This window comes from Comamonas sp. Z3, assembly GCF_008121565.1.
In the GTDB taxonomy this organism is placed as follows: Bacteria; Pseudomonadota; Gammaproteobacteria; order Burkholderiales; family Burkholderiaceae_C; genus Comamonas; species Comamonas brasiliensis.
This window is the reverse complement of record NZ_VOQU01000001.1, coordinates 859041-873048: the sequence shown is the minus strand read 5'-3', so window position 1 is coordinate 873048 and position 14008 is coordinate 859041. Positions and strand designations below refer to the sequence as shown.

15 protein-coding genes are annotated in these 14008 nt (G+C 64.4%); 2 read left to right on the top strand and 13 right to left on the bottom strand.

Going from position 1 to position 14008, the window contains the following annotated elements; translation table 11 throughout:
• Nucleotides 1-127: 127 nt before the first annotated feature.
• Together FSY59_RS04120 and nth are read left to right on the top strand one after the other, a co-directional pair.
• A complete protein-coding gene (locus tag FSY59_RS04120; RefSeq protein ID WP_187427890.1) occupies nucleotides 128-1837 on the top strand; it encodes a ShlB/FhaC/HecB family hemolysin secretion/activation protein in 1710 nt (569 codons plus the stop codon).
• Nucleotides 1838-1926: 89 nt separating this feature from the next.
• Nucleotides 1927-2583 (top strand): endonuclease III, encoded by a 657-nt coding sequence (gene nth / locus FSY59_RS04115; protein ID WP_003056062.1) that lies wholly within the window; start codon nucleotides 1927-1929, stop codon nucleotides 2581-2583.
• Nucleotides 2584-2638: 55 nt separating this feature from the next.
• On the opposite strand, the gene cobT is transcribed toward nth, so the two are convergent.
• From cobT to FSY59_RS04050, 13 genes are all read right to left on the bottom strand, one after another.
• Nucleotides 2639-3751 (bottom strand): nicotinate-nucleotide--dimethylbenzimidazole phosphoribosyltransferase, encoded by a 1113-nt coding sequence (gene cobT, locus FSY59_RS04110; RefSeq protein ID WP_148728503.1) that lies wholly within the window; start codon nucleotides 3749-3751, stop codon nucleotides 2639-2641.
• 183 nt (nucleotides 3752-3934) lie between these two features.
• Nucleotides 3935-4363, bottom strand: coding sequence for a hypothetical protein (locus tag FSY59_RS04105; protein WP_148728502.1), 429 nt, complete (start codon nucleotides 4361-4363; stop codon nucleotides 3935-3937).
• A 117-nt stretch (nucleotides 4364-4480) separates the two neighbouring features.
• The gene (locus FSY59_RS04100; protein WP_148728501.1) at nucleotides 4481-5935 is read right to left on the bottom strand and encodes a cobyric acid synthase; all 1455 of its coding nucleotides are present in this window, start codon (nucleotides 5933-5935) and stop codon (nucleotides 4481-4483) included.
• A gap of 3 nt (nucleotides 5936-5938) precedes the next feature.
• The gene (locus FSY59_RS04095) at nucleotides 5939-6340 is read right to left on the bottom strand and encodes a DUF3037 domain-containing protein (protein WP_003056228.1); all 402 of its coding nucleotides are present in this window, start codon (nucleotides 6338-6340) and stop codon (nucleotides 5939-5941) included.
• A complete protein-coding gene (locus FSY59_RS04090; RefSeq protein ID WP_148728586.1) occupies nucleotides 6327-7112 on the bottom strand; it encodes a HipA family kinase in 786 nt (261 codons plus the stop codon). The genes FSY59_RS04095 and FSY59_RS04090 overlap by 14 nt, the downstream gene beginning before the upstream one ends.
• A gap of 65 nt (nucleotides 7113-7177) precedes the next feature.
• Nucleotides 7178-8185, bottom strand: coding sequence for an aminotransferase class I/II-fold pyridoxal phosphate-dependent enzyme (locus FSY59_RS04085; protein ID WP_148728500.1), 1008 nt, complete (start codon nucleotides 8183-8185; stop codon nucleotides 7178-7180).
• A complete protein-coding gene (cbiB, locus tag FSY59_RS04080; protein WP_148728499.1) occupies nucleotides 8178-9260 on the bottom strand; it encodes an adenosylcobinamide-phosphate synthase CbiB in 1083 nt (360 codons plus the stop codon). Before cbiB ends, FSY59_RS04085 begins: the two co-directional genes overlap by 8 nt.
• On the bottom strand, nucleotides 9257-10009 hold the full coding sequence (bluB, locus tag FSY59_RS04075) for a 5,6-dimethylbenzimidazole synthase (protein ID WP_148728498.1): 753 nt from the start codon (nucleotides 10007-10009) through the stop codon (nucleotides 9257-9259). Before bluB ends, cbiB begins: the two co-directional genes overlap by 4 nt.
• Before the next feature lie 36 nt (nucleotides 10010-10045).
• Nucleotides 10046-10615 (bottom strand): cob(I)yrinic acid a,c-diamide adenosyltransferase, encoded by a 570-nt coding sequence (cobO, locus tag FSY59_RS04070; protein ID WP_003056234.1) that lies wholly within the window; start codon nucleotides 10613-10615, stop codon nucleotides 10046-10048.
• Between the two features lie 62 nt (nucleotides 10616-10677).
• Nucleotides 10678-11475, bottom strand: a complete 798-nt coding sequence (locus FSY59_RS04065) for an ABC transporter ATP-binding protein (RefSeq protein ID WP_043372222.1) — start codon at nucleotides 11473-11475, stop codon at nucleotides 10678-10680.
• On the bottom strand, nucleotides 11472-12515 hold the full coding sequence (locus FSY59_RS04060; RefSeq protein WP_187427894.1) for an iron ABC transporter permease: 1044 nt from the start codon (nucleotides 12513-12515) through the stop codon (nucleotides 11472-11474). The genes FSY59_RS04065 and FSY59_RS04060 overlap by 4 nt, the downstream gene beginning before the upstream one ends.
• On the bottom strand, nucleotides 12512-13423 hold the full coding sequence (locus FSY59_RS04055) for an ABC transporter substrate-binding protein (RefSeq protein WP_148728497.1): 912 nt from the start codon (nucleotides 13421-13423) through the stop codon (nucleotides 12512-12514). The genes FSY59_RS04060 and FSY59_RS04055 overlap by 4 nt, the downstream gene beginning before the upstream one ends.
• Nucleotides 13420-14001, bottom strand: a complete 582-nt coding sequence (locus FSY59_RS04050) for a bifunctional adenosylcobinamide kinase/adenosylcobinamide-phosphate guanylyltransferase (protein ID WP_019043412.1) — start codon at nucleotides 13999-14001, stop codon at nucleotides 13420-13422. Before FSY59_RS04050 ends, FSY59_RS04055 begins: the two co-directional genes overlap by 4 nt.
• Nucleotides 14002-14008: the final 7 nt, after the last annotated feature.

Here is a 14008-nt window from a genome sequence, read left to right as displayed (position 1 = left end):
ACAGCGGTGGCCAGTGCACCGCTTGAGCCTGGCCCGCCTTCAGGCGGGCTTTTTTACGACAGCCCCATACCCAGTTCTGGGGATGTAGGGAACAATGAGAGCCATAAAAATAGAACAGGAGGGACTTTTGCAGTCAAAAGCAAAACCAAAGGGCCGCATCGGCCACAGAATTCAGGCACTGGCACTTGCGGCCTGGGCTCCTCTGGCCTGGTCACAGCAGGGCGGCAATCCGCTCAACAGCCTGCCGCAGACGCCCGAGTCCGCAAGGAATCTGCAACAGCAGCCCAGGCAGGTTCCGGTGCAGATCGACAAGCCCCCGCCAAGTCCCCAGGATCTCATCAACCTCCAGGTCGCAGTACGTGGCGTCAACGTGCAGGGAAGCACGGCGATTCCTTTCGAAGAGGTCAGCGCGCTTTTCACCCCTTTCATCAATGGCACGCATACGGTCGGTGAACTCAATGCCGCGACCCAGAAGGTCAGCGAGCTATACCAGCGCCATGGCTACGCCCTGTCTTTTGCCTACCTTCCTCCACAGGACTTTGCCAATGGCGCGGTGCAGGTCATCGTGGTCGAAGGCTATGTGCAGAGCCTGAATCTGGAAGGCAATTTCGGCCGTTCCGAGGACCAGATACGCGAAATTGCCCAGCCGCTTCTCAACGAAAGGCCTTTGACCACCAAGACTTTTCAGCACCAGACCCAGCTGATGGCGCGCCTGCCCGGAGTGCAGATCACGGCATCGGCCAATCTGCCGACGACCACTGACGGTGCTGTGCCACTGATCATCAAATCCAAGCACAAGCCCATCGCCGTCACCGTCGGAGGCGAAGCACGCAAGCCCACACCACGCATCATTGCCTCTCTCACCCTGAACGACCCCTTGTGGGCTGGCAGCCAGCTTCAGGCCTCGGCCATGCTGCAAAACCCCGACAAGGAAAGATTCGGCAGCATTGGCTTCACGCAGCAGCTGACCCCAGAGGGCACGCAGGCACGTGTCAGCTATTCCGACTACCGCAGCCTCAACCCGCCGGCAACGCGCATTCCCGGCATCGACGACCTGACGCAGCAGCGCAAGCTGGACTTCAACATCAGCCACCCCTGGATACTGAGCAATACCACCCAGCTCAGCACCACGGCAGGCCTGTATGCCATCAACTACAGCCGCGAGCTGGCCGACAGCCAGGCCTCGCTGCTGCGCGAGGAAAAGGTTCGAACGATCTATGCGCAGATGGCCTGGGCGTCCTATGGCAAGACCACCACCCGCTCCGCATCGGTCCTGCTGGCCCACGGCCTGGACAGCCTGGGGGCCTACAAGAACCTGGACCTCTACTATGGGCAGGGCCTGCTGCAAAAACTCCAGAATCCGGCCAAGCTGGACTTCACCCGCATCACCGCAGACTATGCGCAGCGCCATCGCTTTGCCAACAAGATGGGAGCCGCTTTTGCCGTGGGTGGGCAATACAGTGCCGACGTTCTTCCGGTCCCGGAGAAAATCTCCTTTGGCTCCACCCGCTTCGGCCGCGGCTATCAGGCTGGCGAGTTCTCGGGCGATTCCGGCATGGGTGCCAGTGCCGAACTCAACTACCAGTTCCCCATCAACCAGGCCTGGATCAAGTCGGCCGAGCCTTATCTGCTCTACGAATGGGCTCGCACGCATCAGCAGACCAGCGGTGTCAAGGGCAACACGCTGCGCTCCGCCAGCCTGGGCCTGCGCCTGTCCGACAGCCGTCATTACGCACTCGACCTTGCCATGAGCAAGCCGCTGGGCGAGCGCTCCATCAACAATCCCGAGCGGGAGCTGCGCTACAGCCTGGTACTGAGCTACAACCTGGACCCCTGAGCCGCCCAGCCCATGGCATCCGAGCCGCTGTGCAACACAGCGGCTTTTTCTTGGTTCGGTCCCACGAACCACAAGCCACAATATCGCCCATGAAGAAAAACGATATAGCGCCGTTTTTTGCTGCGCTCAAGGCCGCCAACCCCACGCCACAAACCGAGCTGGAATACACCACGGTATTCGAGCTGCTGACCGCCGTGCTGCTGTCTGCCCAGGCCACCGACGTGGGCGTGAACAAGGCCACGCGCAAGCTGTTTCCGGTCGCCAACACGCCGCAGGCCATTCTGGATCTGGGGGTCGAGGGATTGGAGAGCTATATCAAGACCATAGGCCTGTACCGCAGCAAGGCCAAGCATCTGATGGAGACCTGCCGCATGCTGGTTCAGTTGCATGGCGGCAGAGTTCCAAGCACCCGCGAAGAGCTGGAAGCCCTTCCCGGCGTGGGCCGCAAGACCGCCAACGTGGTACTCAACGTGGCTTTCGGCCAGCCCACCATGGCCGTGGACACGCATATCTTCCGTGTCGGCAACCGCACGGGGCTGGCCCCTGGCAAGAATCCGCTCGAAGTCGAGAAGCAGTTGCTCAAGCGCGTGCCCGACGAATATGCGGTGGACTCCCACCACTGGCTGATCCTGCTGGGCCGCTATGTCTGCCAGGCGCGCAAGCCGCGCTGCTGGGAATGCGTGGTCTCGCAGTACTGCGATTTCACGCCCAAGACCCCGGCACCGGCAGCAGGAAAAAAGAGCTAAAACCACCTCAGACGCATACCCAAAAAGCGCTTGCTGCTATATTTTTTCAAATACCTCAGCTCTTGCCGCTGACGCCGGCTGATTCAAAGCTGGCCATCTCGTTGAGCATGGTGCATGCCGAGCGCAGCAGCGGCCAGGCCAGCGCCGCGCCAGAGCCTTCGCCCAGGCGCAACTGCCAGTCCAGCATGGGCTGGGCCTGGAGGTGAGCCAGCAGGCGGGCATGCCCAGGCTCGCCTGAGCGATGGGCATACACACAGCGCTGCAGCACATGGGGCTGAAGACGGCTGGCCACCAGCACGGCAGCCGTGGTGATGAAGCCATCCACCACGATCAGGCGGCGTTCTGCAGCGGCCTGCAGCACGGCTCCCGTCATGGTTGCGATCTCCAGCCCGCCCATGGCAGCCAGCACAGCCAGCGGCTCTTGCACGCCGGCATGAAAGTCCAGCACCCGCCTGAGCACGGCGATCTTGCGCACCAGGCCTTCGCTGCTCAGGCCCGTGCCCACCCCGGTCACTTCCTCGACGGGCTCGCCGCACAGCCGTGCCAGCAGCAGTGAAGCGCTGGACGTATTGCCGATACCCATCTCGCCCAGCAGCAGTGCATTGCCCGGCAGCTTCCTGACAAGTTCTGAGCCATTGCGCAGCGCCATTGCGCATTGGGCTTCGCTCATGGCCGGACCCTGGCTGCAGTCCGCCGTGCCATAGGCCACCTTGCGCCGCCACAGGCGCGGCTCATGGGCCTTGGGAAGCTTGTGCGCAGGATCCTGCTCACGTGCCTCAAAGTCGCGGGCCACCCCGCAGTCGACCACATTCAGATCAATTCCGTTTTGCAGAGACAGCACGCTCACCGCGGCACCGCCAGCGAGGAAGTTCTCCACCATCTGCCAGGTCACGTCGACCGGATAGGCCGACACCCCCTGGGCGGCCAGTCCGTGATCCGCGGCAAACACCACCATCTGCGGTGCATGCAGCTCAGGAGTCTCGCAACCCACGATGCCGGCAATGCGCAAGGCCAGCTGCTCCAGCACGCCCAGCGATCCCTGGGGCTTGGTCTTGAAATCCAGACGATGCTGGACCCGGGCTTGCAGCAGCGCATCATGGATGTCCTGCACCTGCGGGCAGGACCAGAGGGTGGACGGTGGGAATTCGGAAAAGGAAGCGGAACTCATGCGTGCAGTCATTCCCGGTGCATCTGGCCTGGGTGCCATCCACCACCGGGATGCGGAAGGCACGTTCTGGGATCTTGCAAGTATCGCGCTTTCATCGGCACCGCAACGCCAAGTTCACCGATTGCCCAGAAGCTGCATGAAAAAAGGCCCCGAAGGGCCTTGACTGAAGACGCGGCAAAAGCATCAGCGAATGACTTCCTCAACCGTGATTTCGCGCAGGATGCCGCCGTCCTTGACCGAGCCGCTGACCGCGCCATCCTTGACGCGCGCCATGCATGCCTGCTGGTCGATTTCGGTCTTGAACACCCCGCAGCGGGCATAGGCATTGCGCTGGTACTGGCTCATGCCCTGGCCATCATCGAGCTTGCCCTTCTTGGCCTCGGCACTGGCCGCCATCGCCTCGCGAGACGATGAATTGCTCTCGCGCATGGGGCGCTGGCCCTTGTGATGATGGCGATGGTGGTGCTTCTTCATGGCTGGCTTGGCCGCATCCATCGCAGCTGCTTCAGCCGCCGGCTTGGCCGCATCCGTCTGTGCGCCGGCCATGCCGGCCAGTGAAAAGACCACAGCACCCAAAGCAAGTTGAAGAGTCTGAACCTTGAAAAAAGCCATACGCAACTCCATTCCAGAAAGTGAATAGCTTGGTCAGCTTGCACGCAGTCTCAGGCAGGGCTTATCGGTTCAGCGGCTATGAGCCCGCAGGATCAGTCCTACAGCTGCTGCAGGCGCTCAGAGCGCTCCCGGCTCAAACCATTGCTGCACGCCCTGCGCCAGCCGCTCAAAAACCTGGTCCAGGCTGGGTGCATCGTGGCCGAACAGCGCATGGATCACCTCGGCGTTTTCAAACAGGCCATGCAGATAGGTGCCGAGCACAGCGCTATTGCCGCCCTGCCACAGCATGCCTGGCAGCAGCTCCCGCGCCGGCTGCGCGCTGGCCGTCTGCATGTCGGCGCGCAAGCGGGTCTGCCCGTGGTGTATCTCGTAGCCTCGCGCCGTCACGCCGCCAAGGGCACTCCAGGGGGCTTGCAGCTCTGGCAGTTTCAAGCTCGTCGGTTGCACGGTCTTGTCCTGGGCGAACAGGGTCGCCAGCGGCAGCAGGCCCAGGCCTGCGGCATTGCCGTCCACGCCATGCAGATCGATCAGCGCCTCGCCCAGCATCTGCAGACCGCCGCAAATGCCCAGCACGCGCCTGCCGCGCTCGGCATGGGTGACGACGGCTGCATCCAGCCCCTGGCCACGCATCCAGGCCAGGTCGGCCGCCGTGGCCTTGCTGCCCGGCAGAATAACCCAGTCCGCATCGGCGATTTGCGCGGGCGAACGCGCCCAGACCACGCGCAGACCCGGCACTTGCAGCAGGGGCTGGAACTCGTCGAGATTGCTGATGCGCGGATAGGCGATGATGGCAATCGTGGTGTGAACAGCCTGCCCGGCGCCCGTGCTGCCGCGATCGTCGAACACGCCGTCCTCCTCGGGCAGACCGTGCTGGAACTGCATGGGAATGCAGGCCACGGTGGGCACACCTGTCTTGTCTTCTAGCATCTGGGGCGCCGGCGCCAGCAGAGCCGCATCGCCGCGGAACTTGTTGAGCACAAAGCCCTTGATGAGCTTTTGCTCGTCCTCGGGCAGCAAGGCCCAGGTGCCGTAGAGGTGGGCAAAGGCGCCGCCACGGTCGATATCTGATACCAGCAGACAATGCGCGTTGCAATGCTTGGCCACGCGCATGTTGACCACGTCGCTGGCGTGCAGATTGATCTCGGCGGGCGAGCCTGCGCCTTCGATCACCACCACATCGTTTTCGGCGCGCAGCTCGTCCAGTGCCTGTGCGATCTGCGGCCAGACCTTGAGGCTGCGCCCGCGCCAGGGCATGGCGCTCAGTTCGTCATTGACCTGGCCGAACAGCACGACCTGGCTGCGCGTGTCGGCCTCGGGCTTGAGCAGCAGCGGATTCATGCGCACATCGGGCACGGCCCCGGCCGCCAGGGCCTGCAGATACTGCGCCGTACCGATCTCGCCCCATTGCCCCTGCGGCGTGGCGACGACACGCGCGTTATTGCTCATGTTCTGCGCCTTGAACGGCGCAACCTTCAGGCCCTGGCTGCGGTAGTAGGCGCACAGTGCCGTGGCGACCCAGCTCTTGCCCGCGCCACTGCTGGTGCCCAGCACCATGATGCAACGTGCTGTCATGTCTTAATTCCCGGCCTCTATGGGCAGCACCACGCGCTGCAGGATTCGGGCCAGCGCCTCGCCGGGATGGGTACACATGCCCATATGCGAAGGCGAGGTCTGGATGATGCTGCTGCGCTTGGCCGTGAGCCAGTGGTAGCGTGCCCGCATGGGCAGCTGCGCAATCGGCCCGCCATCGACCCGGCCTTCGCAGATGGCCACGATGGAGCCCAGGTGACGGTGCACGGCCTCCAGATCCACATTCGGGTCCAGCGCCAGCAGACGCTTCTCGTCAAGGACCACGGCCGCCTGCAGATGGCCGGTTCGCTGGCAGGAGAGGATCACGCCCGCATTCACAAATTCCTCACGCTCCACGCGCGGCACCACGCGCACGATGGCGTAGTCATAGACCTCATGCGCGTGCATCGATCACTCCTTGCAACCAGCGGCCACGCTCGGCAAGCCGGGCCGCAAAATAATCCACATAGGCCGCGCGATGGGCCTGCACATTCTTGAGCACATCGCCCTCTTTGTCGGCAGCGGCCTGTTCCAGAAAGCAGTCGGGCACCTCGTCCAGAATGCGCTTGAGCACTTCGGGCCCCAGCCTGGACGCCAGCTGCGCATCCAGCTGCGCCAGCTGGCTGGCCTGCGGCAGCAGCACATGTTCGGCACTGGGCGCAAAAGGCTTGGCCGGATCGGCAACGACTCCGTTCCAGGCATGGTGAAAGGTCAGGCTCGCGCCATGATCGATCAGCCAGGGCTGCTTCTGGTACATCAGCATATTGGTGTTGCGCGCCGTGCGGTCCACATTGCTGACCAGGGTGTCGAACCACACCAGGCGCGAGGCAAAGTTGTCGTCCACCGCGTCCACTGCCGGGTCAAAGTTGATGGAGCCAGGCAGATAGTCCAGCCCCACGTTCAGCCCGTCGCTGGCGCGAATCAGGTCTTGAATCTCGGGGTCGGACTCGGTGCGGGACAGATCGCCGTTCAATTGCAGCAGCACGATCTCGGGCACCGGCAGGCCCAGCGCACGTGCCATGCCGCCCGAGATGATCTCGGCCATCAGCGCACGCACGCCCTGCCCAGCCCCGCGGAACTTGAGCACATAGGTGCCCAGGTCGTCGGCCTCGACAATTGCCGGCATGGAGCCGCCTTCACGCAGCGGCGTGACATAGCGCTCCACCAGCACCGAGCGCAGCTTCAGGGTTTCAGTGTCCATGGGAAATGGTAGCGCCTTGCGCACATCGAGTCTGGCCTGCAAGGTCATTCAATGCTTTTCCAGGCCTGCTCCAGCGCGGCCTGAGACACGGGCGGCAGCACACCCAGCCGCACATGGCCAGCCAGACCAAAGCTTGCACAGTCCCGCAGCTTGATGCCCTTTGCACGCAGGCTGGCCAGAGGCGCGGCAAGCCCCGCCAGCGGCAGGCCTGCGACAAAGTAATTGGCCTGATGACCGGGAACGATCTGCCAGCCCAGTCTCTTGCACAGCGCCAGCTGCTGCGCCTTCCAGCGACGCAAGGTCATCAGGCTGTGGGCCAGCCACTGCTGCACCTCGTCCGTCACCCAGGCCTGCAGCATGGCCACGCCATGCGAGCCCACCACCCAGGATGCCGCCAGCGCACTCAGCGCCTGCAGCTCTGCGGCCGTGGCATGCAAGGGGGCAATCGCATAGGCAGCGCGCACACCCGTCATGCCCAGGGCCTTGTTGGGCGTCCACAGCTGCCAGACGGCGTCGAGGTCGCGCTCGGGCGTCTCGCCCTCCAGCCATAACGGGCGATAGGCGCAATCCAGCACGCGCCATTCCTTCTGCGCCGGCGGCTGCTGCCAGGCAGGCCAGACGTCTTCCATCGCCCCCAGCGGGCTGGAAGGCTCGCAGGCCCAGCTGAGCACCGGCGCCACGGCTGTCTGCGCGCGCGGGCCAAGCGACAGACGCCAGACCCGTGCGGCCTGCAGATAGTCGCCATAGTGGTGCCGGGGAAACTGCACGCTTTTGGCACCGCTGCGCACGGCATGCAAGGTGAGGCGATGAATCAGCTCGCTGCTGCTGCCACCAATCAGGATGCGCTCGACCGCCACGCCATGAAAAGCCGCCAGCTGCGCGTGCAATGTCCTGTATTGCGGATCGGGGTATTGCGCCACATGGGCGGCCTGCAGCGCCTTCACTGCCATGGGACAAGGCCCGCAGGCATTGCGATTGGTCGAAAAATCATGCGCCGGAACGCCCAGCGCATCGGTACCGCCATGCATGGCTGCCGCATTCACATCAAACATTGGCAAGCAGCCTTCCTCTCCACAGAACAATCAAAATCATAGCTGCCAACGCAAGCAGGACCTGCGATAGGATTACTTTTGATGCAAATTTTACAGACTTCTCCAGATCAGCCGCCTGCGGTGCCCGTCCCCGCGGGTTGAGTCGATAGACGCCGGGCTTGGAAAGCTGAACCCCCAATGCCTGGGCCATGGCCCCCATGGGCCAGCCACCATTGGGCGATGGCGTCACGCCAGCATCGCGCCTCAAACCGGCCCAGGACAGGCCACCGGCCAGCAGCGCCAGCCACATGGCGGTGAGGCGCGCCGGAATCCAGTTCAGCACATCGTCGGCGCGGGCCGCCCATTTGCCCGCCCATTGCCAGTGGCGGCGGCGGTCGCCCTGGCCGCGCCAGCCAGGGTAGCCCCACATGGCATCGGCCGTATTGGCAAGACGATAGACGGCCGCCCCGGGCAAGCCGGCCACGGCAAACCAGAACAGCGGAGCAATCACGGAGTCGCTGAGGTTCTCGGCCAGGGTCTCGATGGCGCTTTCGCGCACGGTGGCCGCATCCAGCTGAGTCGTGTCACGGCTCACCAGCCAGCTCAGGCGCTCCCGCCCGGCGGGCAGCGATTGCTGCAGTGCGGCTTCCACAGCCAGCACCTCATCCTTGAGCATGCGCCAGGACAGCAGCGGCTTGAGCAACACCCCCATCACCAGTCCCCAGAGCCACCAGGGTGCAAAACCCAGCATGAACTGGGCCAGGCCATAAGCCATGAAAAACAGAGCTGCCAGCGCACACCAGACAAGCGCTGCCAGGCAGAACCGCAGATAGTCACTCTGCACTTCGGCACGCGGCGCGAGCGCCTGCCCCGACCAGCCCAGCAATTTGCCCATCAGCACCACCGGGTGCAGCCACACCGGCGGCTCGCCCCAAAGCCGGTCCAGCAGCAGAGCCACCAGCACGGCCAGCAGGCCCGCCTGCACATTGGCAGCCCAGTTGAGCGCCGCCAGATCACTGGCGGTGAACGTCTGGTAGAGCCATGCCAGCGGACTGAGAGAAAGACCGATCAGCTCAGTCCAGCCAAAACTCGTCATGCGTCTGGCTTGCCCTTCGCGGAGCAGGGATCGCTGGCCGGCTTGCTCTGGCTCGCCGCAGCCACGACGCGCGCGTCGTCCCAGACATCGTCCATCAGCATGTCTTCCAGAGGCGCCCGGCAGGCCCACTTTTCCTGCTGCAGCATGGGCTCGGCATAGTAGGCATCGACAGGACCCAGGCAGAGCACACCCAGCGGGTGGGCCCCTTCAGGCATCTGCAGCAGTCTGGCCAGCGCCAGCGGATCGAAAATCGAAACCCAGCCCATGCCCAACCCTTCGGCTCGCGCGGCCAGCCAGAGGTTCTGGATGGCACAGGCGCTGCTGGCGATATCCATCTCGGGCAAGGTGCGACGGCCGAAGATATGCGCCTCGCGTCCTGGCGGCATGGCCACGACCAGCACCTCGGCCGCATCGAGCACGCCCTGGACCTTGAGCTTCATGAAGTCTTCTTCACGCGCACCCAGGGCATGGGCGGTGCGCACGCGCTCCTCCTCGATCAGACCGTGGATCTGCCGACGCAGCTCGGCGCTCCTTACCCGAATAAAGCGCCAGGGCTGCATGAACCCCACGCTGGGCGCGTGGTGCGCGGCGCGCAACAGGCGCAGCAAGACCTCGTCGGCCACCTTCCCGCCCGCAAAATGGCGCATGTCGCGGCGCTCATAGATGGCGCGGTAGACGGCAGCCCGCTCGGCCTCGGTGAAAGGCGTGGCGGCTATCGTCGCGAAGGGGCGGGTCTTGGATTCGGTCATGGAACTATTGTCGCGCCACAGACATGGCAAAAGCCATCAGTCTTCGATACCTCTTTGAGCGGGAATACCCGCCTGGAAGGCATGTTTGATCAGCGTCATCTCGGTCACGGTGTCAGCGATGTCGATGATCTCCTGCGGGCAGCGGCGGCCTGTCAGGCAGACATGCACATCCTTGGGGCGTGCCTTGAGCGTGTCCAGCACCTCCTGCAGCGGCAGCCAGCCATAGATCAGCGGATAGGTGATCTCGTCGAGCACGACCAGAAACAGCTCGCCCGAGAGAATATCGGCCTTGGCCTTTTCCCAGCCGTCACGCGCCAGCTGGGCGGAGTGATCGAGGTCCTTGCTCTTCCAGCTGAAGCCATCGCCCAGCCCTTCGATGGGCAGACCGACCTGCTGGGCCAGGCGGTGCTCGCCAAAGCGGGCCGTAGGCACCTTCATGAACTGATAGACCTTGACGGCCTTTCCCCGCCCTGTGGCTCGGAAGGCCAGACCAAAGGCGGCCGTGCTCTTGCCCTTGCCATTGCCGGTGTTGACGATGATCAGGCCACGGCGTTCGCCCTCAGGCTTTTCGTAAGGCTTCTCGGAGGGAGGAGTTTCAATATTCATAGCTACTCTCGCTTGTCTATCAAGGGCTAAAAGGACAAAAAAACAAAAAATTTCGGCCCAACTCAGCTCAGGCGCGGCAAGGCCAGCCACAGGCCGTCGAGTTCGCGCACCTGTATACGTCGGTCAAACACGGCCTCCAGCGCGGCATGGGTGGCGGGATCTCCGCAAGCGCCCTGATGCGTGATACGGCCGGCCTGCATGACGACCATTTCATCGGCCAGCAGGGCGAAGGACAACTCGTGCAGCACGCTGACCAGGGTCACGCCTTGCTGCACCAGACTGCGGGCCGTGAGCATCCAGTCGGTCTGGTGGGGCGGATCCAGATTGGCCAGTGGCTCGTCCATCAGCAGGGTGCGGGCCTGCACGGCCAGGGCCCGCGCCAGCAGCACGCGCTGGCGTTCACCGCCCGATAGCTGGCCTATGCTGCGCTGGCGCCAGTCCCAGGCATGGGTCTGGCGCAGCGCCTGCTCCACGGCCTGGCGATCGGCGCTTGAGGCGGGAGCCAGCCAGCCCTGGTGGGGCAAGCGCCCCAGCATCACCAGGTCATAGACGGCCATATCGGCCGCCACCGGCTGATTCTGGCCCAGCCAGGCCAGGGCCTTGGCACGCTCTCGGCCATTCCAGTCGCCGAGCTTGCGGCCTTGCAAGAAGACGGCACCGCTTTGCCGCTGGTGGGCGGCACGCATGCCAGCCATGGCGCGCAGCAGCGTGGACTTGCCCGCGCCATTGGGGCCGACGATGGCCGTCCAGCGGCCTTTGGGAATCTGCAGACTGAGCTGACGCAGCACCTCGCGCTCGCCCAGATGCACGCTCAGGGCCTCGGTCGCCAAAGCGATTCCGGTCTCGATATGGCTGCTCATGCGCCTTCTCCGGACGGCATGGCGCCGCGTCGGTGCATCAGCCACAGCAGATAGCTGCCACCCAGCACGGCAGTGAGCACGCCCACCGGCAATTCCTGGGGAGCAATCAGCCAGCGCGCCAGCAGGTCGGCGGCCAGCAGCAGCACCGCCCCCATCAGGCTGCTGAGCACCAGTAGCCAGCGGTGCAGCGCACGCACCATGGAGCGCACCAGATGGGGTGCAGCCAGGCCTACAAAAGCGATCAGACCGGTCTGCGCCACGGCGGTGCCCGTAGCCAAGGCCAGCAGCACGATCAGCAACAGGCGCAGCGGCACCAGCGGCAGGCCCAGGCTATGGGCCGTGGCCTCGCCCAGCGCGAGTCCATCGAGCACGCGGCTCAGGCAGCAGGCCAGCATCAGCGCAGGCAGCAGCACCCACAGCATGAGTGCGCAGGCATTCCAGCCCGCAAACGCTGTGCTGCCCAGCATGAAGGACTGCATGGCCTGCATGATGTCGGGGTTCATGAGCAGCACCAGCGATGCGGCGGCGCCGAGCACCACGCCCACCACTACACCGGCCAGCAGCAGGCGCATGGTATTTTGCACGCCCTTGGCCAGCACCAGGGTCAGCACCACGGCAAGCACTGCACCCGCAAAGGCCGCGCCCGTCACGCCCCAGCGGGCCAGGCCGGCCAGAGCGAAAGGCGAGACACCCAGGGCAGCCATGGCCAGCGCCACCCCCAGCGATGCCCCCGAGGCACTGCCCAGCAAGTAGGGATCGGCCAGCGGGTTGCGAAACACGCCCTGCGCCACCGCCCCGGCCAGCCCCAGCAGCCCTCCAGCCAGCAAGGCTGCCGCCGTGCGCGGCAGGCGAATGTCCATCACGATCTGCCAGGCCAGCGGATCATGCCGGGCATGAAGCACGCTCTCAAACCCGGTGCTGCCGATACCCGCGCCCAGCAGCGCCAGCAAAGCCACAGCCAGCGTCAACCACAGCAGCAGCCAGGCAGCGGCAAGCCCGCACTGCCCCCTGCAGTGATGACTGGAGATGCAGGCCTTCATGGGCTCCTGCCCTGCCTTGCTGCCAGACGTTGCAGACACTGGACGATGATTTGCGCCCCCTCTGCCATGCGTGGGCCGGGGCGCACCAGAATGTCGGATTGCTCGGGCGTGAAGGCGCAGATCGCGCCCTGCTTCACCGCCCGCATCTGGGCCCAGCCCGGATATTCGGGCACACCGGTTTTCCAGGCTCGCTCTCCGGCCATCAGAATGTCCGGGTCCAGCTTGACCACATATTCGGGGTTCAGGCGCGGAAACGGACCTTGCCTGGCATCGATCACATTGCGCAGATGCAGCCGCGCCAGTGTCTGGCCGATAAAGGATTTTTCACCGGCAGCATAAGGGCCGCGGCTGGCTTCAAAGTACACGCGCTGACCGCGCATGGCCTCGGGCACGCCGGCTGCAGCCTTGTTCAGATCGGCTTCGATGCTGGCCCAGACGCGGTCTGCGCCCTGAGCTGGCGGCAAGGCCAGCAGCTGGCCCATCTTCTGCATCACGGTGCGCGCTTCCTCGTGGGTGCGCGGCTCCAGCGCCACCACCTTGAGGCCCAGCGCCTCCATGCGCGCAATGGCCCGTGACGCCATGGAAACCAGCACCAGATCGGGCTTGAGCGCCACAATGCTCTCGATATTCGGATCCAGCCCCCCGCCCACCACGGGCAAGGTCTTCACATGGGCGGGCCAGTTGGAATAGCGATCCACCCCCACCAGACGCTCGCAACCGCCCAGCGCGCACAGGCTCTCGGTCAGCGAAGGCAGCAGGCTGACGATGCGCTGCGGCGGCTTGACCAGTTGCACCTGGACGCCGCGCGCATCAGAAATCTGCACGGGTTGAGCCACTGCAGGCAGGGCGCTGACAAGCAGCAAGCCTGCCGCGACACAGGCCGCCAGGCGTTGGGTGATCGCTTTCATGCCTGCGGCCCTTTCAGCGCCAGCGGCAAGCCGGCGCACATCAGCGTGACGCTTTCGCAATGCGCAGCCGCCTGCTGATTGAGCAAGCCCAGTGCATCGACAAAGGCGCGCACTTCGCGCCCCATGGGAATCACGCCCAGACCGATTTCGTTGCCAACCAGAATGACGGGGCCAGCCGCAGCATCAAGTGCTTTCAAAAAGAGAGCTAGCTGCGCTTGCCAGTCATGGGTTTGAGATTGACTCACCTCTAAATCCTCAGCCTCCACCGGCATCAGCCAGTTCGTCAGCCACAAGGTCAGGCAATCAATCACCAGCAGGCGCTGCGGGCTGCTGTGCCGGGCCAGCACCTGGGCCAGCTCGCGCGGCTCCTCTATGGTCAACATGCCGGGCACGCGCTCGGCGCGATCACGCTGGTGGCGCGCAATGCGCTCGCTCATTTCCGCGTCCCAGGCCTGACCGGTGGCCACCAGCACCGCCTGATGTCCGGCATCCGCCTGCAGCCACTGGCGCGCCAGCAACTCTGCACGACGGGATTTGCCGCTTTTCTGCCCGCCCAGAATCAGCTGGGTACGCGGCATGACGAAG

Bases quoted from the DNA above. Each gene is read 5' to 3' on its own strand.
- cobT (WP_148728503.1), bottom strand. From the start codon at position 3,751: ATGAGTTCCGCTTCCTTTTCCGAATTCCCACCGTCCACCCTCTGGTCC.
- nth (WP_003056062.1), top strand. From the start codon at position 1,927: ATGAAGAAAAACGATATAGCGCCGTTTTTTGCTGCGCTCAAGGCCGCC.
- FSY59_RS04105 (WP_148728502.1), bottom strand. From the start codon at position 4,363: ATGGCTTTTTTCAAGGTTCAGACTCTTCAACTTGCTTTGGGTGCTGTG.
- FSY59_RS04055 (WP_148728497.1), bottom strand. From the start codon at position 13,423: ATGAAAGCGATCACCCAACGCCTGGCGGCCTGTGTCGCGGCAGGCTTG.
- FSY59_RS04095 (WP_003056228.1), bottom strand. From the start codon at position 6,340: ATGCACGCGCATGAGGTCTATGACTACGCCATCGTGCGCGTGGTGCCG.
- cbiB (WP_148728499.1), bottom strand. From the start codon at position 9,260: ATGACGAGTTTTGGCTGGACTGAGCTGATCGGTCTTTCTCTCAGTCCG.
- FSY59_RS04085 (WP_148728500.1), bottom strand. From the start codon at position 8,185: ATGTTTGATGTGAATGCGGCAGCCATGCATGGCGGTACCGATGCGCTG.
- cobO (WP_003056234.1), bottom strand. From the start codon at position 10,615: ATGAATATTGAAACTCCTCCCTCCGAGAAGCCTTACGAAAAGCCTGAG.
- FSY59_RS04065 (WP_043372222.1), bottom strand. From the start codon at position 11,475: ATGAGCAGCCATATCGAGACCGGAATCGCTTTGGCGACCGAGGCCCTG.
- FSY59_RS04050 (WP_019043412.1), bottom strand. From the start codon at position 14,001: ATGCCGCGTACCCAGCTGATTCTGGGCGGGCAGAAAAGCGGCAAATCC.
- FSY59_RS04060 (WP_187427894.1), bottom strand. From the start codon at position 12,515: ATGAAGGCCTGCATCTCCAGTCATCACTGCAGGGGGCAGTGCGGGCTT.
- FSY59_RS04100 (WP_148728501.1), bottom strand. From the start codon at position 5,935: ATGACAGCACGTTGCATCATGGTGCTGGGCACCAGCAGTGGCGCGGGC.
- bluB (WP_148728498.1), bottom strand. From the start codon at position 10,009: ATGACCGAATCCAAGACCCGCCCCTTCGCGACGATAGCCGCCACGCCT.